Source organism: Pseudoxanthomonas indica (assembly GCF_900167565.1).
GTDB classification, from domain to species: domain Bacteria; phylum Pseudomonadota; class Gammaproteobacteria; order Xanthomonadales; family Xanthomonadaceae; genus Pseudoxanthomonas_A; species Pseudoxanthomonas_A indica.
The window spans coordinates 1,580,761-1,598,462 of the sequence record NZ_FUZV01000001.1 but is presented as its reverse complement, the minus strand read 5'-3'; the positions used below and the strand labels follow the sequence as shown (position 1 = coordinate 1,598,462).

The window sequence follows — 17,702 nt, the reverse complement described above, 5'->3', positions numbered from 1 at the left end:
GTCGACGCTGGACCGAATGAGGACGAAAACGTGCTGAACCCCTCCGAAGAACTCACCGCCATGATCGCCGCCGCACAAGCGGCCGGCGCCGGCTTGCAGAAGCATTTCGCCAAGCTGTCGGATCTGAGCATCCGCGCCAAGAGTGGACCCGCCGACATGGTCTCCATTGCCGACGAGGAAGCCGAGCGCACCACCCGCGGCATCCTGGCGCAGGCGCGGCCGGAGTACAGCTTCCTGGGCGAGGAGGGCGGCATCGTCGGCGGTGGCGACAGCCGCCACAGCTGGATCGTCGATCCGCTCGACGGCACCACCAACTTCCTGTTCGGCAGCCCGCTGTGGGGCGTCAACGTGGCGCTGGCGCGCGACAACGAAGTGATTGCCGGCGTCACCTACCTGCCGATGCTCGATGAGCTGTACATCGCCGAGCGGGGCAAGGGCTGCTGGCTCAATGGCCAGCGCATCCATGTCTCCGATCGCGGCGATCTGATCACCGCCGTACTGGCCTGCGGCATACCCTTTGCCGGCAAACCGGATCACCCGCTGTTCGCCCGCGAGATGGCCCTGCTCAGCGCGCACGTGGCCGGCATCCGCCGCACCGGCGCCTGCGCGGTGGACATGGCCTGGGTCGCGGCCGGTCGCTGGGATGCGTACTGGGAACGCGCTCTCAACGCCTGGGATATGGCGCCGGGCGTGATCCTGGTGCGTGAAGCCGGCGGCGTGGCCACCTCCGCCGATGGCTCGCCGCTGGATCTGCATGGGCAGAATGTCTGCGTGTCCAACGGCGCCGTGCAGGATGCGCTGATGAAGGTGTTGAACCAGGCCCGGGACGAAGCCGCATGAAGCTGCCCCGGCGCAACTTCATGAAGTTGAGCGGCCTGGGTGGCCTGGGCGCGCTGCTGGCGGCCGCACCGCGCGCCTTCGCCGTCGCCATCGGTTATCCGCGCGCGCTGCAGGGCCCGATGATCGGCGCGCCGGGGCCGAGCCATTTCAGCGTATGGGTGCGCGCCAGCGGGTTGTTCGACGTGACGCTCGAATATTCCACCGACCGCGACTTCACCACCTTCATCACCGGCCCCACCGCGCGCGCACGCGCCGAGGATGAGGGCAGCGTGGTGCTGCGTGCCGAGGGCCTGCAGCCCAACACCACGTATTGGTACCGGCTGCGCTACGACGGCGAGTACGACAAGTTCCAGCCACTGCCGCACAAGACCACGACCGCACCGGCCGGCGCGGCCTCGTTCCGCGTGGCCTTCGGTTCCTGCTGCCGGCTGCAGTTCGATCCGGAGCAGAAAATCTGGAGCGCCGTGCGCGCGCTGGAGCCGGACATGTTCCTGTGGCTGGGCGACAACATCTACGCCGACAGCGACCAGACCGCCGCGCTGGTGGACCTGTATGGTCGCGGGCGTTCGGTCGAACGGCTGGAGCCGCTGCTGCGCTCGACTCCGCAGCTGGCCACCTGGGACGATCACGATTTCGGTTACAACGATTCCGACGGCCGCAGCGCCAGCAAGGGCGAGTCGCTGCGGGTATTCAAGAGCTTCTGGGCCAACCCTTCCTACGGCGAAGCCAACAACCCCGGCGTGTACTTCAAGCAGCACTACGGCGGCGTGGATTTCTTCATCCTCGATGGCCGCTACCACCGCGATCCCACCGACCAGGTCGACGACGCCAACAAGACCATGCTCGGCGCCGCGCAGAAGGCCTGGCTCAAGCGCGAGCTCAAGGCCAGCAAGACGCCCTTCAAAGTGCTGGCCATCGGCGGCGGCTGGTCGGCCGCTGAGAACGAAGACGGCGGCGACTCCTGGGGCGTGTACCTGACCGAGCGCAACGAAATCTTCGACTACATCCGCGACAACCAGATCAGCGGCGTGGTCTGCATCTCCGGCGACTCGCACATGGGCGAGTTGAACTGCGTGCCGCGTTCGCAGAACGGCGGCTACGACATCTACGACTTCTGCTCCTCGCCGCTGGCGCAGATGCCGGCCAACAAGAACATCCGCCAGGTGCCGGAAGTGCGGGTGCGCGATACCTGGACCCGTTCAGTCAACGTCGGCCTGATGCGCTTCGACATGACCGGCGGCAAGCCCACCCTCACCTACACCTTGCACGACATCCTCGGCGAGGCCGTGTGGGATGCGCTGGTGCTGACCCCCGACGACCTGCGCAACGGCGTCAGCACCTGGGAAAAGAAATCCGACCCCAAGGAACTCAAGCGCCTGCAGCGCTTCCGCGAGGGCAAGGGCTACTACGGCTACGACCCGCCAGCAGGCTGGCCGGATCAGCCACACCCGTAACAGGGGGCGGAGCGGCAATGCCTCGGGTGACGTAGACCCGCTCCGGCCCTTGTTCTATCGCTAGCGGTTGAGGAAGGCGACCAGCGCCGGCATGGTCTGCTCAGGGGCTTCTTCCATCAGCCAGTGGCCCGAACCTTTGATGATCACGCCCTGCACGTGGGTGTCGACCAGCTTGCCTTGATCAATCAGGAACTGCCCGCCGGCCTTCTCGCCCGACAGCACCAGCATGGGCATGTGCAGCGGCGTCTGCGCGAAGCCGGCAAAGTCCTTGGCGTCCTGCTCGAAGTTCTTGAAGTACTCAAAGCCCGCACGCATGCCGCCAGGCCGCGCGTACTCGGAGGCATAGAACTGCCGATCGGCTTCCGGGATCGAGTGATTGCGGTCGGCGGCAAAGTCGTTCCAGAAGTGCTCGAAGTAGATCCGCTCGCGGCCGTCGACCAGCTTCAGCGGCGTCTCGCCGTAGAAGTGGAAGTGCCACAGATCGCGCAGCAGCCAGACGTGGGTCCAGTCGCCGACACCCGGCAGGAAGGCATCCATCAGCACGATGCTCTGCACCTCGTCCGGATACTGCGCTGCGTAGGCATAGGCCACCATCAGACCGATGTCGTGGCCGACAATCTTTACCTTGCGATAGCCCAGTGACTGCACCAGCGCATGGATGTCCTGGGCCAGGGTCTTCTTGTCGTAGCCGCTGTCGGGCTTGGAAGACTGGCCCGCGCCGCGCAGATCGGGCGCGATCACCACGTGGCGATCCGCCAATTGCGGCATCAACGGACGCCACATGTGGCTGGTCTCGGCATAGCCATGCAGCAGGATCACCGGCTCCCGTTTGCCTTGACCCGCCTGCAGGTAATGCAGACTCACGCCGTTGACGTTGGCGGTATGTTCCTGGATGCCCGGCTTGCCCGCCGCCTGCGCGGTGGACTGCAGGGCAAAGACGGCCAGCAGGGCCAGGGCCGCATGCTGGAATGATCGCAACACAGGGTTCATGACGCTCTCCTTGGGTGGGTGGTGCGGGAATCAGAGCTGGCTCATGCCGCCGTCGGCGATGATTTCGGTGCCGACGATGAAGGCCGACTCGGCCGAAGACAGGTGCAACACGGTGGCGGCGATTTCTTCCGGCGTGCCGAAGCGGCCCAGCGGAATCTGGTTCTGGATCTGCGCCGCCGTCGCTTCCAGCTCCGCGGCGTCCAGGCCCAGCTTGTCATACAGCGGCGTGGACACCGGGCCCGGGCTGAGCACGTTGACGCGCACCCCGCGCGGCAGCAGTTCGGCCGACAAGGTCTTGGCCAGCGAGATCATCGCCGCCTTGCTGGCGGCGTAGACCGTGGTATTGGGCATGCCGACATGCGCGTTGATGGACCCATTGATGACGATCGACGCACCCGGGTTGAGCAGCGGCAACAACGCCTGCACCTGGAAGTACGGGCCCTTGGTATTGGTGTTGAAGATCAGATCCCACAGCGCCTCATCCACCTCCGGGAATGCGGCGAAGCGGGCCGCACCTGCGTTGAGGAAGACCGCGTCCAGGCGAACCTCATGGGCCGCCAGCGTGGCAGCCAGTGCTTTGGCCCCGGCGATGCTGCCGGCATCGTTCGCCACCGCGATGGCGTGGGCGCCCAGGCTGGCCTTGGCTTGTTCAAGCGCGGCGGTGTCGCGGCCGGTGATCACCACCCGCGCGCCCTCGGCGACGAAGGCCCGGGCCGCAGCCAGGCCGATGCCGCTGCTGCCGCCGGTGACGAGGATGGTCTTGTGGGTGAAGCGGTTCATGGGGAAGTCCTTCGATGGCAGCCGATTGCTGTGAGGCCATACTGGACAGGGTCGAGTGGCTTTCCGTGCCACAATTCCGACGAACTCGTTCGAAGGTATCGAACATGTTGTCAGCCGATGAACTGGCCCTGCTGGAAGCCATCCGCGAGAGCGGCAGCCTGTCGCGTGCCGCCGCGCGGTTGGGCAAGGCGCCTTCCACCGTTTCGCACGCGGCGCGGCAGATGGAGGCCCGCTTTGATGCGTTGCTGTTCGACCGTCGCCGTTACCGCCTGCAGCTCACGCCCGCCGGGCAACTGCTGGCGCAGGAAGCGGCGCGGCTCACCCTGGATGTCGCGCGACTGACGCAACGGGTCAAGCAGGTGGCGGGCGGTTGGGAAGATCGGCTGTGGATCGTCACCGACGAGATCCTGGAATTCGACACCTTGCTGCCGGTCATCCGCGCCTTCGACGCATTGAAGTCCGGCGTGACGCTGCGGATTACCCACGAAGTGCTCAGCGGCACCTGGGACGCCCTGCGCGATGGCCGCGCGGATCTGGTGGTGGGCGCGACCAACGAACCGCCGGTGATTCCCGGCCTGCGCTGGGCCGAGCTGGGGGTGATGGAGTGGGTCTTCGCCGTCTCGCCCCGGCATCCGCTGGCCAAGGCCAAGGAACCGATCGACGCGCTCACCGTGCGCCAGCATCGCGCGGTGGTGGTGGCCGACACGTCGCGTCGCGTCGATGTGCGCGGCTACGGCGTGGTGGGTGGCCAGGCCGCGCTGGCGGTGCCGAGCATGCGCGCCAAGATCCAGGCCCAATGCGAAGGCCTGGGCGTGGGCTGGTTGCCGCGTGATCGCGTCGCCGGCCTGCTCAAGCGTGGCGATCTGGTCGAGAAGCAGATGGTCGATCCGCGCGAACCCAACCTGCTTTATGTCGGTTGGCGTGGGGATCACCAGGGCAGGGCGCTGGAGTGGTGGCTGGCGCAATTGCAGAACAAGCGTCTGGCGGCGCGCCTGGTCAAAGGAATCGCGCTGGCCTAGCGGTGCTGCCCCGCTAACGCTCACTCGCGCAGGCCAAATTCCAGACAGCTGCTGCCGCGCCAGAGGATCTCCATCGGCTCGCCGGCATCGGCGAGGGTCTCGTCCGCGGGCTCCTTGCCGCTGCCCAGGTTGAGCTGCCGATCCGGCTGCTTGATCACCCCCAGCGTCACCACCAGCCGGCTGCCTGCACTCAACTTGCGGCCAAGCACGCGGGAGTCCTTGACCACGAGCCGGTGCGGCGCGTTGGCCGGGAGCAGCTGGCGCTGCCGACGATCGGCGTTGTAGCTGGCGCGCTGCAGCCACCAGCCCAGATCCAGATACTCGCCTTCGGCATTGAGTTCATACACGGCCAGCACCACGTCCACATCGCGTTTGTTGGTGCTGAAGTCCAGCACGCCCTGGAACGGGCCGGCCAGTTCGGCGTCCTGTGTCATCGCATCGCTGACGAACACCAGCCCCGCATGCGGATCCAGCGAACGATTCACCACGTTGGTCGGTGGCGTCCATGCGGCATCACTGCGATCGGTGAAGTCCACGCGCTGCGTGACCACGGCGTCCGGCTGCGCGCGCGGCGCCAGCCGATGGACCCCGTCCGCGCCGCCGGGCAGCAAGCACAGTGTCTGCGTACGCGTGGCCATCGCTTCCAGCGTGGGCGCGTGTCGCCACTGGTCCGCGCCCATCACCTGCCAGTTGATCCGGTCGGCCAGCAGATCGGGTTTCGCTGCGCCTTTCAGCACATGATCGAACCAGGCCAAGCGCAGCGCTTGCAGGTCAATGCGCGCGCTGGGGTCAGGCGCATAGCCCTGAATCGTCGGCGGCACGCCAGTCTGCAGGGTGAAGTGTTCGTAAGGCCCAATCAGCAGGGTGTGATCGGCCTGCGGACGCTGCCGCAGGTGTTCACGGAAATAATGCAGGGCGCCGATCTGTGCGCCATCGAAGTAGCCAGTGGTGGCGAATACCGGAATGTCGAACGCAGCGAAGTCTTCTGCCTGCGGCGTCATCGCCTGCCAGTAACTGTCATAGGCCGGATGCTGCAGCCAACGGGCGAACAGCGGATTGGCGCTGCCATCCAGCATCGGCAGATCGCGGTAGGCGCGGCCGCTGGCATACCACCTCTCATTGAGCGCGGCCCAGCGTGCGCTGTCGCCATAGCGCGCGTCGTCCAGTGTGCGGTTGCTGGCGACGTACAGCGGCCATGGGACCATGAAGTTGAGGAAGACAGCGCCTTCCATCGGCACGTCGATGCCCGGCGCCATGGTCGCCGATGCGGCGATGGCCTTGAGCGCGGCGGGACGATGCTTGCTCGCGGCCCAGGCCGTGTAGCCGCTGTAACTGCCGCCGTACATGCCCACGCGGCCGTCGTTCCAGGAGTGCGCGGCGATCCAGTCGATCACCGCGGCGGCGTCGGCGCCATCGTGTTCCAGTGGCACGATGGCAGCCTGGCTGCGGCCCTTGCCGCGCGTGTAGGCCACCACGCCCGCATAACCGTAGGCGGCGGCCTTCTTCGCATCGGCCCAGGCCCAGTCGTCGTTGGCGTAGATGGTGAAGGTCAGCAGGGCCGGCAGCGGTGCGGCCCGTGCCGGACGCACCACCAGCACCGCGATATCCGCACCATCGGCGGTACGCACCCATGCGTCGCGATCAATCGCGTAACGGCGTGCGTCATCGTCGGCCAGCCCTGCGGCAAACAGGGGTTGGAACTGCTGATAGGCCGCATGCACCTGCCAGGCGCGGATCAGATCGATGGCTTCAGGCAACGGCAACTGCCTGCGGCCCGCCACCTTGGCCAGCGCCGCGTCCAACTCGCCGCGCATGCGCGGCAGGTAACCGCCGAAGGCGAACTCCGCCTGCAGCGCCACCTTGTCATCCAGTGGCGCGAACGCCTGTTCGAACGCCATCCGCCATGCCGGTGCGTACGCCAGCCCGCGTGCGCCCTGCAAGGCCTTGGCCTGCGCATGGATCTCGTACTGCAGGTACAACGGCGGTTGCCCGGGCGGGTCGTTGCGCAGGGCGCGCAGGGCGCGGATGCTCGCCATCGCCTCGTTGTATTGCCCGGCCGCCAGCTGCAGGCGGAACCGCGTGCCCAGGTAGCGCTGCGGGTCCTCATCGCGATAGCTGGCCAGGGTGGCGCGCGCCACTGCGGGCATGGCCTGGTCCAGCATGCTCGCCTGCAGGCCCGGCGGCAGTGGCACCTCCACGGCACGGGCCAGCGGACACAGGGAGAGCGCGAACAACAGCCATGCCAGGAGAACCTTCATGCGTGAGCGCCAAGCCGGGACCGGGGTGCGCGGATGCTAGCATCGGATTGTCGATTTCCAGGACTAGGCCATGCCCCTGCGACCCCTGCGCTACACCATCAACGTCACCCTCGACGGCTGCGTCGATCATCGCTCCTGCGATCCGGATCCGGCCCTGCACCGCCACGCCGAGCACAACCTCAATCGTGCCGACGCATTGCTGTTTGGCCGCACCACCTACGAAATGATGGAAGTGGCCTTCCGGCCGCCCGGGATGCTGGCGGGCATGCCCGAGTGGATGCTGCCATTCGCGCGGACGATCGACGCGGCGAAGAAGTACGTGGTGTCTTCGACACTCGAACGCGTGGACTGGAACGCCGAGCTGCTGCGCGGCGATCTGGCGCAGGCGGTACAGCGCTTGAAGTCGCAGCCGGGCAAGGGCGTGATGGTCGGCGGCGTGCAGCTGCCGCTGGCGCTGGCGGCGCTGGGCCTGATCGATGAGTACGAGTTCGTCGTCCATCCCCGGGTGGCAGGCCATGGGCCGACCCTGCTCGCGGGTTTGCCGCAGAAGATCGACCTGAAGCTGGTGGACAAGGTGGAATTCCCGTCCGGCGCGGTGGCCTCGCGGTACGTGCCGAAAGGATAGGTGGCCCCTACCCACAGGGCTTAAGCTGTACCGGGAATAGAGGCCCACACGCCAGGGAAGGGGATGCATGGACATCATCAAACGACTCGTAATCTGGTTCCTCTCCGGCGCGGCGCTGGTGGCCGGCGGTTATGCGGCGGCCATGGCGCTGGGGCTGGGTGAGGACAAGCGCGGCTTTGTCGAGTTTCCGACCGACCTCGAGATCGACCAACTCAAGGCCTCGCCGGTCAGCGAGCACCTGACGGTTGTCGGCCGCATTACCAGTACGTCGGCACGCCACTACCGGTCGGTGTTCGTGGATCTGGATGTACGTGACAAGGACACGCTGCTGGTCCGCTGCCAGCAAGTCCACTCGGGTTCGGTGTTGCCGAAGGGCAGCCGCAGTTTCCAGGTGACGTGCCCGGATGTGCTGACCAGCAAGGTGCCTGCCGGCGTCACGTTTGCGGCCACGGTCAGCAGCGCTTCGTACGACTGATTGCGCCGGCGACGGCGGGTCGGAGCCGAGGCGGGCTCAGGCGCGCACCACCTCCGGCAACACATGGCTGCCGTCAAGAAGGCTGGCATCTGGCACGTAGGCGCGCACAATCAGCGCGAACTGATCATCCGGCGCCTGCAGCCAGTTGGCCAGGGCGTCCTCGCCGGGCGGCGGCGCATGCGACAGATGCAGGGTCAGTGAACCATCGGCGGCAAACTTCAGCTCGTTGGCCTCCAGCGAGACGGTGCCGATGTTGGTGCGTCCGTTCTCCGGCTTGGACAGCATGTAATAGTCGCGGTCATACATCGTCAGCGACCAGAAGCCGCCGCGCTCACGATCCACCGGCGGCAGCGCGCCCTTGGCAAAGGTCAGCGTGTAGTGATAGCGACCCTGCAACAGGTTGGCTTTTGAATCCGTGCCGCGGATGAAGTACACCGCCTCGTGAAAATCGTTGACGTAGATGTAGATCACGGCCGCCTGCGCGCGCCCGAACCAGTCCGTGCCCCACAGCCCGCCGTTCTCCTGCTTCTGCCAGCCGTTGCCCGCGTCGACGCCGGTCTGGTGGAAGCGCGCTCCCTCGTGCAGTTCCGCATCGGCGCTCAAAGCCGTGCGGTCGAGCAACGCCTTCCATGCGTCGCTGGACTGGCGCAGCGCCAGCAGCGTGCGCGCCTGGTCGGCCATCGCCGCGTCGTCCGCGCTCACCTGCGGGTTGAAGTCCAGCGCCTTCTGCAGATCGTCCCAGAAGGTCACGGCGTTCACCGGCCGGACGCGCAGCATGTCCGGGTCGGCCGCGACCATCTCCGGCGTGACGCCTTTGGGGTACACCTTGTTGCGTGCACTGGCTTCGCAATCGAAGGTCCACCGGTGTGGCTGGTCCTTGCTCAGCGGCACCACGCCGATCTGGTTCAGTACGGCGCGGGCTTGCTGCTTGGATTCGGGGGTGTGGGCGGTGAAGCTGCGTCCAAAGATGCCGGCCACATTCGTGGGGGAGCGGATCACGTCGACATATCCAGTGGGCACTTCGCCATGCCAGTCCGGACCTGCGAGCAGGAACTTGCCGCCCGGCGTCGCCGACGCCGAACCCAGCTGGCGCAGCACGGTCGTGAACACATCGGTGATCTGGATGGTCCAGTAATGGTGGGCGGGAACGGACTCCGGTGTCTGGATCACCAGCGGTTCGTGGGTCAGATCCGCAAAGCACACGCCATAGATGGTGTCGTTGTTGGGGGTGACCACCTTGCGTTGCGCGGGCGACATGTAATCGTCCAGATACCCCATGGTGTTCTTGGGCGCACCCGGGAACAGGCCCATGGTCGCGCCGGGTCCGTCCTTCATCAGTTCCCAGGCACTGGTGCGGCCAAAGCCATCCACGGCCGGATAGCCCCAGTAGTAGACCAGCCGCGCCAGCGATTCCACGTAGCGCTCGTTGGCCAGTTGCGCCGGCGCACCGGCGCCGTTGGGCAACAGCGGATGCGCAGGGTTGAACGCGCGCGCGGCGTAGGGCGTGCTGGGAGTAGGCATCAGCGTGTCTCTGCGGGAAGGCCTCGATTGTGTCCACCCAGCCCCTACCCGCACATCCGAAAAAACCGCCGGCACGCCCAGTAAAAGTACCGACGAAGCCGTGGCAGGCGCGGCCCGCTTGCGCGCGGCCGCGCCCATCTATTCCGCCGATAGTGCATAAGCGGATAAAGAATCTTCATTTCGCTTAATAGGGATGCGATGGCTCACTGAAGGGCCACCACGTCACCCCGGATTCCTGATGCCCTGCGTTGTTCCTTTGACTGCCGCCATCGCGACGGCGTTGTTGTTCGCTCCACACCTGGCCCGCGCAGACGAAGCACCGGCTTCCAACAGCAAGACGCTCTCCACCGTCGTGGTCACCGGCTCCAACATTGGCCGCGCCGATGCCGAAGGCCCCAACCCGGTGCAGGTGATCAGCCGCGAGCAGATCGAAACCTCCGGCAAGGCCACCGTCGCCGACCTGCTGCGTTCCATCTCGGCCAACACCGGCAACGCCGCCAACGAAACCAGCAACAGCGGGTGGGCCTCGGGCTCGGCCGGCATCGGCCTGCGTGGCCTGTCGCAGAAGAACACCCTGGTGCTGCTCAATGGTCGCCGCCTGGCCAACTACGGTTTCCCGGCCGGCGGTCTGTCCGATACGTTCGTCAACCTCAATGCGCTGCCATTGGTGGCGGTGGAGCGGATCGAAGTGCTGAAGGACGGCGCCTCGGCGGTGTACGGCTCCGACGCCGTGGCCGGCGTGGTCAACATCATCACCCGGCAGAATTTCGAAGGCCTGGAAATCGGCGGCCGCATCGGCATCTCCGACGAAGGCGGGCTGGATGAGCGCCAGGCCAAGATCGTCGGCGGCTTCGGCGATTTCGACAGCGACGGCTACAACGTCCTCTACAGCGTCGACTACTACGACCGTGATCGCCTCGACCAGAGCGAGCGCGATCTGACCAGGTCCGGCATCTACACCGGCCCCGGTGGCCGCTGGAACGGCTGGTCGGCCAAGGGCGCGCGCTTCCTGGTCGACGGCGTGTCGGTGCCGCTGCTCGATGCCAATGGCAATTGCCCCACCGGCACCGTGCTGACCGCCAGCGCGCCCATCGACGGCCTGGCCGGCGACACCTGCGCGTTCAACCAGGCCGACTACACCACCCTGATTCCGGCCACCGAGCGCCTGCAGGGCTACCTCAACGGCACCCTGCGCATCAACGAAAACGTCGAGGCCTTCGGCGAAGCCTTGTACAGCTACATCCGCGGCACCTCGTGGTTCGGTTCCAGCCCGTACTTCACCCTGGAGAGCGGCCGCTTTGCGCTCAACGCCGAGACCGGACTGGCCGAGCCGGTGCCGGCGCTCCTGCCCGCCAACAATCCCTACAACCCCTATGGCGTGGCCACGCCGATCGAGTACACGTTCTTCAACCTCGGCGCCTCGATCAAGACCAACCGCTCCGACGCCTATCGCGTGCTCGGTGGCCTGCGCGGCCGCTGGGGCGAGTGGGACTGGGAAACCACCGCCTTCGCCGCACGCAGCAAGGAAACCGAGAACGTCGCCGGCGGTTTCGCCAATCGCTGGGGCCTGTACGACGCGCTCAACAACGGCACCTACAACCTGCACAACCCCGCCGCCACGCCGCAGTCGGTGATCGATTCCATCGCCCTGAGCACCGATCGCACCGCCGACTCCAAGCTCACCGGTGCCGACGCCAAGATCATCGGCCAGCTGTTCGAACTGCCGGCCGGTCGCGTGGGCTTCGCTGCCGGCGTGGAATGGCGGCGCGAAGAACTGGTCTCGCGCAATCCCTGGCAGATCGATGCCGGCCTGCAGATCCGTCCGGCGATTGCCGCGGTGGATGGCAGCCGCGACGTCGCTGCGGTGTATGCCGAGTTCAACCTGCCGGTGACGTCCACCTTCGAAGTGCAGGTGGCCGGACGCGGTGATCACTACAGCGACTTCGGCAATGCGTTCTCGCCCAAGCTCAGCCTGCGCTGGCAGCCGTTCGACGCGCTGCTGCTGCGCGCGGCCGCCTCGCGCGGCTTCCGCGCGCCGTCGCTGTCGGAGAATGCCGACAGCACCAGCATCTCCTACGGCTCGGTGGTGGATCCGCACGATCCCGACGTGCCGGGCTCGCGGCAGAACCCGACCTTCTTCACCGTCGGCAACACCAACCTGGAACCCGAGCGCACGCACAGCTACAACGCCGGCTTCGTGCTCTCGCCCTGGGCCGACACCAGCCTGAGCGTGGACTGGTACCGGATTGAACTGGACAACCTGATCGGCACCGGCAACAGCGCCACCATCGTGCAGCAGAACAATCCGGCCGATGTCATCCGCGACTCGCGCGGCAAGCTGCTGGCGGTCTACAACCGTTACCAGAACCTCACCGAGTTGAAGACGTCCGGCATCGACGTGGAACTGCGCCAGCGCTGGCGCACCGACTCCGCCGGTGACTTCGGCCTCTCCAGCGTCTACACGCACGTGCTGGAATACCGCCGGCAGAACACCGTGGGCGGGCCGCTGGTCGACTACGCCGGCAGCAACATCAGCTTCACCCTGCCGCGCAACAAGGCCGCCACCACCGCAGACTGGATCCTCGGCGACTTCACCACTGCGCTCACCTGGTACCACACCGGCGGCTATGCGCAGACGCGCAGCACCGCGCAGACCCGCGTGGATAACTACGACCAGCTCGATCTGTATTTCGCCTGGAGCGGCATCGACAAGCTGACCCTGTTCGCCAAGGTGCAGAACCTGACCAACGAAGAGCCGCCCTACGACGCCTCGTTCCCGGGCATCCGCGCGCCGTATGACTTCTCGCAGTACGACCTGCGCGGACGCTACTTCTCGGTCGGCTTCGACTACACGTTCTGACGCCTGCTTCGACGCGATCGCCTTTCCCGTGTTTTTCCGCACCCGGTCGCCAGGCCGGGTGCGGCTTGATGGAGTTGCTGATGCCCCGTACCTTGCCTTCCCTGTTGCTGGCCCTGCTGGCCTGGACGTTCGTCGCCACACCCGCCGATGCATTGGCGCAGACCGCGTACTTCTTCCCCAACACGCAGGTCGATGCCGACCCGGCCGTGCCCACGCCCGAGCAGTTCCTTGGCTATCCGATTGGCAGCCGCTACACCCGCCACGATGAGCTGGTCGCCTACTTCAAGGAACTGGCGCGCACCTCCGGTCGCGTCAAGCTCGAACAAATCGGCAAGACCTATGAAGGTCGCCCGCTGCTGCTGGTGACCATCACCGACCCGGCAACCAGGGCCGGCTGGAAGCGCTGCGCCAGGCCCATGCCACGCTGGCCAATCCCGCCAGCCCGGACAGCGCCGCCAGTGGCGCACCGGTGGTGGTGTGGCTGGCCTACAGCGTGCACGGCGCCGAGACATCGAGTGCCGAAGCCGCGCTGCTCACCGCCTGGTACCTGGCCGCCGATCGCAGCGAACAGACTCGCCGCTGGTTGCGCGAGTCGGTGGTGGTGATTGATCCGGCGCAGAACCCCGACGGCCGCGATCGCACCGCCAACTGGCACAACGCCTGGGCCTCCTCGCCGGCGTCGGCCGACCCGGCCGACCGCGAGCATGTCGAGCCGTTCCCCGGTGGTCGCTTCAACCATTACCTGACCGATCTCAATCGCGACTGGCTGGCGCTGTCGCAGGCCGACAGCCTGCCCAAGGTGGAGCAGTTCCATCGCTGGTATCCCAACGTGCAGATCGACTTCCACGAAATGGGCAAGGACAGCACCTACTACTTCGAACCCTCGCCCAAGAGCATGGAAAGCCCGCTGCTGCCCAAGAGCTCCTACGAGGCCAACAAGGTGCTGGCGCGCTACCACGCGCAGGCGCTGGATGGACTGGGCTCGCTCTACTACACCGGCGAAAACTTCGACAACTTCTCGCCCATCTACGGTTCCACCTACCCGGATTTCCACGGCGCCATCGGCGTGACCGTGGAGCAGGCCAGCTCACGCGGCCGCGTGCAGGAATCGGTCAATGGCCTGCTGACGTTCCCCTTCACCATCCGCAACCAGTTGAGCGTGGGCCTGGCCACGGTGCGTGGCGCGGTGGAAGAAAAGTCGTATCTGTTCAACCTGCAGAAGCAGTTCTTCCGCGGCGCGTTGGAACAGGCCAACAAGTATCCGGTGCGCGACTGGGTCTTCGGTGATGCGGCCGACCCCACGCTCAGCCGCCGCCTGCTCGCGCTGCTGCTGCGCCACCACATCCAGGTCAACGAACTGACGCAAGCCGTGGAGGTGGATGGCAAGCGCTTCCAGCCCGGTTCGGCCTGGGTGGTGCCGGCGCGTCAGCCGCAGTTCCGACTGGCGCACGCGATCTTCGAGTTCACTCCGCCGGTGAAGGGCGACGTGTTCTACAGCGGCACCTCCTACGCCATCGCGCCGGCTTACGGCGTGGCGTACGCGGGGAGTCGCCGTGCCATCGCCGCGGGTGCGCAGGTCACGCAGGCGCCGGCCGCCAGCGGCGGGATTGAAGGCGGTTCTGCGGCCTACGCCTACACCATCGATCTGCGCGACTTCGGCGCCTACCGCCTGGTCGGCGCCTTGCTGCAGGAAGACATCCGCCTGCGCGCGGCGTTTGCGCCGTTCGTGGCCGGCACCGAAGCAGGCGATACCGATCATCCGCATGGCACGGTGGTGATTCCTGCTGCGGGACAGACGCTGAAGGGCGATGCGCTCTACGCACGATTGCAGGCACTCGCCTCGGAAACTGGCGTGCGCGTGCGTCCGCTCGGCTCGGGCTTGAACCGCTCCGGCATCGATCTGGGCAGCGACAGCGTCAAGGCGATCCGCAAGCCGCAGGTGGCGCTGGTGCTGGGGCAGGGCGCATCGGCGCCGGAAATCGGCTCGGCCTGGTATGCCTTCGATACCGCGCTCGGCCTGCCGTCGAGCAAGCTGGAACCGGCGCAGCTGGGCAGCGCGCCGCTGGAGCGTTACACCAGCATCGTGCTGGCCGGCGGCAACTACGCCGACGTGCCCGAAGCCGCGGTGACCGCACTCAAGCGCTGGATTTCGCAAGGCGGCTCGCTGGTGACTTACGGCAGCGGCGCGCGCTGGGCCATCGAGAAAGGCCTGGCCAAGGCCAAGCTGCGCGAAGGCGGTGGCGAGGTGGCCAAGGAGCGGCTCGACTTCGGCAGCCAGCGCGATGTGTTCGCCCTGCGCCGGGTCAGCGGCAACATCCTCAGCGCCGACGTCGACCTGACCCATCCGCTGGCCTTCGGCCTGCAGAGCCGCTATCTGCTGGTCAACAAGGAAACCGGCCTGGTGTTCGAGAACGGCGACAACGCCTACCTCAACGTGGTGCGCATCGATGCCGAGCCGCGCGTCAACGGTTACCTCTCCGACGAAAACCGCAAGCGCGCCGCCGGCAGCGCCTTCCTGCAGGTAGCCCCGCTGGAGAAGGGCAACGTGGTGGTGTTCGCCGACGACCCGGCGCACCGCAAGTACTGGCATGGCACCGAGCGGCTGCTGCTCAACGCGGTGCTGTTCTCCGACCACCTCAATCCGATTCGCCAGCGCGGCGAGTAGCGTCAGGCAGCTTGACGAAGTGCAACCAGCCCCGGCATTGCAGGGGCATTTTTTGCCTTGCTGGCGGCGCCGCGTTTCCTGCGGTACAACTGGCATCCGCCGCCCGGCCAGGGCGGCGGGGCGCAGGAGCGGAAGGCCACAGGATCACGTGGCCCTTGGGGATCGCGATATTCAACGGTGCAGGGAGCGCTCGGATGAAGAAGTTGAATCTTGGACTTTGGCTTGCAGTGGCGATAACGGCGTTGCTGGCGGGCTGCGTGAAATACGAGCCGGTACGGCCGCCGAACATACGGGTCAATCCGTATCCGAAGACGGAACATCGCGCGGTGCTCCACGTGAATGATCAGCTCGAAGCAGGACTGATTGTCACGGCGGAAGTGATCTATGAGATGGAGAATCGATCGCCCTGCGTCCCCCTCGACCAAGGACGATCGCTGGGCGGAAGCAGGCCCATGTTCGGAAAGACGATAACGGTGCCGATCAATCGCATCGATGACCACACCTACGAGGTGAGGTACTACAACGACTACCTGATGGATGAGGACTACTACGGCCTCGGCAAATGCCACTGGACCGGCCATCCGATACTCAATGTCAATCATGCCGGTGTCGACTACATCGTCACCAACAATGCGAAGAAGACCCGGGGGCAATCCGAGGAGAAGATCTGCGTGCCCGGAACTTCGACCCAAGGTGCATGCGCCGCCCCGGAATATGCGAGAGCGAAGGATGCAGAAGGCGCCTTCCACATCACGCTCACCTCGTACAAGGACTAGCGTTGAGCCCACCGGATCCGCGTAAAGGAGAAACCCCGGCCCTGCCGGGGTTTTTACTGTTCGGATCAGCCGCGCATCGCACTATTTCGCGTAGCTGTTGGTCGTGACCTTGATGCCCGTGGCCGTTGAGACCTTGGCCACATGCGCGCCATTGCCCTTGTTGCCGCCGACCAGGCCGGTCATCGACACCAGCGGGCTGGAGGCGGTCTTGACGCCGTGCAGGCGGGTGTTGTTGTTGCGCGAGACATTGCCACTGAACTGGTACCCCTTGCTCTCCGAGCCGAAGTTGGTGCCCAGCAGGTAGTTGTGGCGAATCGTGTTCTGCGCGATGTAGCCGGTGTTGGCGCCGATGGTCAGGATGCCGTTGCCGCCGTTGTACTCGATGGTGCACTTGGTGATGGTCACCCCGGTCACCCGCTTGTAGACCAGCACGCCATTGCCCGCATTCCTGCGGATCAGGCAGTTCTCGATATGCACGGTGGAGGTGGTGCGGCCATCGTGGGCGTCCGGCTCGATATCGATGCCGCACTCGGGCGCGATGCCCTTGCTGGCGCTGAACTCGCTGTCGTACACCTTGACGTTGGTCGCGCAGCCGATCGTCATGCCCTGGCGGCGGTTGCCGGTGCAGACCACGTTGTCGATCACGATGTCATCGCAGGAAATGGTCGGCTTGCCGGTCACCATGGCCCCGCCAATGGAGATGCCGTCGCCGAAGCACTTGGAGATATGGATGTCGCGCACGGTGACATTGCTGGAGCCGCGGATCATGATGCCGTGGCCCCATTCGCCCTTGCTGCCGATATGGTTGTCGCGGTCGCCGATGATCTGGCCGCCCTTGATCTCCACATTCTTGACCTTGTAGACCATCAGCACATACGCGCGTTCCTGGTTGTTGCGCTTGGCCAGCAGCACCGCGCCGCTGCGCAGTTCCAGGCACATGTTGCTGCGCAGGCGCAGGTTGCGGACCGGATCGATGACGTATTTGCCCGCTGTCAGCACCACGGTGCCGCCGGAGGTCGGTAGCGAATTGATGGCGGCCTGGATGGCGGTGGTGTCATCGTTGGCGCCATTGCCCAGGGCGCCATAGTTGCGAGCATTGCGGACGGTGGTGCCGCGGTAGCGGCGGGGCGGGGAGTAGGCCGCAAAGGCCTTGGGGATGCCCAGGGTGTAGAGCGCTGGTGGTACTGCCAAGAGCAGCGTCTTCCGCATGAAATCGCGGCGAGGCGTCCCTGCCTCGTGTGGGGAGCACACGAGTGCATTGTCTTTCACTGATTCGAGCCCTTAAGTGCGAGTCCTCAAAAAGGAGAACATGAAAAGAAAGTCACGAGATTCGCGACCCGGGCGACTATAGAGGATGAGGAGCACGTGAAAGTTCGCTGCGCGTGAAAGACGCGTGCACGGTCAGGTGTCTGAATCGGGCGCAGATGAGGTTGCTGGAA

12 protein-coding genes and 1 pseudogene are annotated in these 17,702 nt (G+C 65.9%); 8 read left to right on the top strand and 5 right to left on the bottom strand.

The window, feature by feature from the left end; all coding sequences use genetic code 11:
• Nucleotides 1–30: 30 nt before the first annotated feature.
• Complete coding sequence (locus B5X78_RS07580) at nt 31–840, top strand: inositol monophosphatase family protein (protein ID WP_217698648.1); 810 nt, start codon at nt 31–33, stop codon at nt 838–840.
• Nucleotides 837–2,294 (top strand): alkaline phosphatase D family protein, encoded by a 1,458-nt coding sequence (locus B5X78_RS07575; protein WP_079723811.1) that lies wholly within the window; start codon nt 837–839, stop codon nt 2,292–2,294. The genes B5X78_RS07580 and B5X78_RS07575 overlap by 4 nt, the downstream gene beginning before the upstream one ends.
• A 60-nt stretch (nt 2,295–2,354) precedes the next feature.
• Here B5X78_RS07575 and B5X78_RS07570 read toward each other — a convergent pair whose 3' ends face one another.
• On the bottom strand, nt 2,355–3,284 hold the full coding sequence (locus B5X78_RS07570; RefSeq protein ID WP_079723810.1) for an alpha/beta fold hydrolase: 930 nt from the start codon (nt 3,282–3,284) through the stop codon (nt 2,355–2,357).
• A gap of 30 nt (nt 3,285–3,314) precedes the next feature.
• The gene (locus B5X78_RS07565; protein ID WP_079723809.1) at nt 3,315–4,064 is read right to left on the bottom strand and encodes an SDR family oxidoreductase; all 750 of its coding nucleotides are present in this window, start codon (nt 4,062–4,064) and stop codon (nt 3,315–3,317) included.
• 104 nt (nt 4,065–4,168) lie between these two features.
• Between B5X78_RS07565 and B5X78_RS07560 the strand changes: the two genes are divergently transcribed.
• A complete protein-coding gene (locus tag B5X78_RS07560) occupies nt 4,169–5,083 on the top strand; it encodes a LysR family transcriptional regulator (RefSeq protein WP_079723808.1) in 915 nt (304 codons plus the stop codon).
• Nucleotides 5,084–5,103: 20 nt separating this feature from the next.
• On the opposite strand, the gene B5X78_RS07555 is transcribed toward B5X78_RS07560, so the two are convergent.
• On the bottom strand, nt 5,104–7,341 hold the full coding sequence (locus B5X78_RS07555) for a CocE/NonD family hydrolase (RefSeq protein ID WP_079723807.1): 2,238 nt from the start codon (nt 7,339–7,341) through the stop codon (nt 5,104–5,106).
• Nucleotides 7,342–7,411: 70 nt separating this feature from the next.
• Between B5X78_RS07555 and B5X78_RS07550 the strand changes: the two genes are divergently transcribed.
• Nucleotides 7,412–7,966: a dihydrofolate reductase family protein gene (locus tag B5X78_RS07550; RefSeq protein ID WP_217698647.1), complete on the top strand. Its 555-nt coding sequence runs from the start codon at nt 7,412–7,414 to the stop codon at nt 7,964–7,966.
• Nucleotides 7,967–8,033: 67 nt separating this feature from the next.
• Nucleotides 8,034–8,441 (top strand): hypothetical protein, encoded by a 408-nt coding sequence (locus B5X78_RS07545; RefSeq protein ID WP_079723806.1) that lies wholly within the window; start codon nt 8,034–8,036, stop codon nt 8,439–8,441.
• 36 nt (nt 8,442–8,477) lie between these two features.
• On the opposite strand, the gene B5X78_RS07540 is transcribed toward B5X78_RS07545, so the two are convergent.
• Entirely contained in the window at nt 8,478–9,962 is a 1,485-nt protein-coding gene (locus B5X78_RS07540) for a DUF1254 domain-containing protein (RefSeq protein WP_079723805.1), read from the bottom strand.
• A gap of 238 nt (nt 9,963–10,200) precedes the next feature.
• On the opposite strand from B5X78_RS07540, the gene B5X78_RS07535 reads away from it, so the two are divergent.
• The 3 genes and pseudogenes from B5X78_RS07535 (at nt 10,201) to B5X78_RS07525 (ending at nt 16,263) form a co-directional block, all read left to right on the top strand.
• Entirely contained in the window at nt 10,201–12,822 is a 2,622-nt protein-coding gene (locus B5X78_RS07535) for a TonB-dependent receptor plug domain-containing protein (RefSeq protein WP_079723804.1), read from the top strand.
• 80 nt (nt 12,823–12,902) lie between these two features.
• A pseudogene (locus B5X78_RS07530) lies at nt 12,903–15,487 on the top strand (M14 family zinc carboxypeptidase).
• Between the two features lie 194 nt (nt 15,488–15,681).
• Entirely contained in the window at nt 15,682–16,263 is a 582-nt protein-coding gene (locus tag B5X78_RS07525; RefSeq protein WP_079723803.1) for a hypothetical protein, read from the top strand.
• 81 nt (nt 16,264–16,344) lie between these two features.
• On the opposite strand, the gene B5X78_RS07520 is transcribed toward B5X78_RS07525, so the two are convergent.
• The gene (locus B5X78_RS07520) at nt 16,345–17,454 is read right to left on the bottom strand and encodes a right-handed parallel beta-helix repeat-containing protein (RefSeq protein WP_176140795.1); all 1,110 of its coding nucleotides are present in this window, start codon (nt 17,452–17,454) and stop codon (nt 16,345–16,347) included.
• Nucleotides 17,455–17,702: the final 248 nt, after the last annotated feature.

Bases quoted from the DNA above. Each gene is read 5' to 3' on its own strand.
- B5X78_RS07575 (WP_079723811.1), top strand. From the start codon at position 837: ATGAAGCTGCCCCGGCGCAACTTCATGAAGTTGAGCGGCCTGGGTGGC.
- B5X78_RS07570 (WP_079723810.1), bottom strand. From the start codon at position 3,284: ATGAACCCTGTGTTGCGATCATTCCAGCATGCGGCCCTGGCCCTGCTG.
- B5X78_RS07565 (WP_079723809.1), bottom strand. From the start codon at position 4,064: ATGAACCGCTTCACCCACAAGACCATCCTCGTCACCGGCGGCAGCAGC.
- B5X78_RS07560 (WP_079723808.1), top strand. From the start codon at position 4,169: ATGTTGTCAGCCGATGAACTGGCCCTGCTGGAAGCCATCCGCGAGAGC.
- B5X78_RS07555 (WP_079723807.1), bottom strand. From the start codon at position 7,341: ATGAAGGTTCTCCTGGCATGGCTGTTGTTCGCGCTCTCCCTGTGTCCG.
- B5X78_RS07550 (WP_217698647.1), top strand. From the start codon at position 7,412: ATGCCCCTGCGACCCCTGCGCTACACCATCAACGTCACCCTCGACGGC.
- B5X78_RS07545 (WP_079723806.1), top strand. From the start codon at position 8,034: ATGGACATCATCAAACGACTCGTAATCTGGTTCCTCTCCGGCGCGGCG.
- B5X78_RS07540 (WP_079723805.1), bottom strand. From the start codon at position 9,962: ATGCCTACTCCCAGCACGCCCTACGCCGCGCGCGCGTTCAACCCTGCG.
- B5X78_RS07535 (WP_079723804.1), top strand. From the start codon at position 10,201: ATGCCCTGCGTTGTTCCTTTGACTGCCGCCATCGCGACGGCGTTGTTG.
- B5X78_RS07525 (WP_079723803.1), top strand. From the start codon at position 15,682: ATGAAGAAGTTGAATCTTGGACTTTGGCTTGCAGTGGCGATAACGGCG.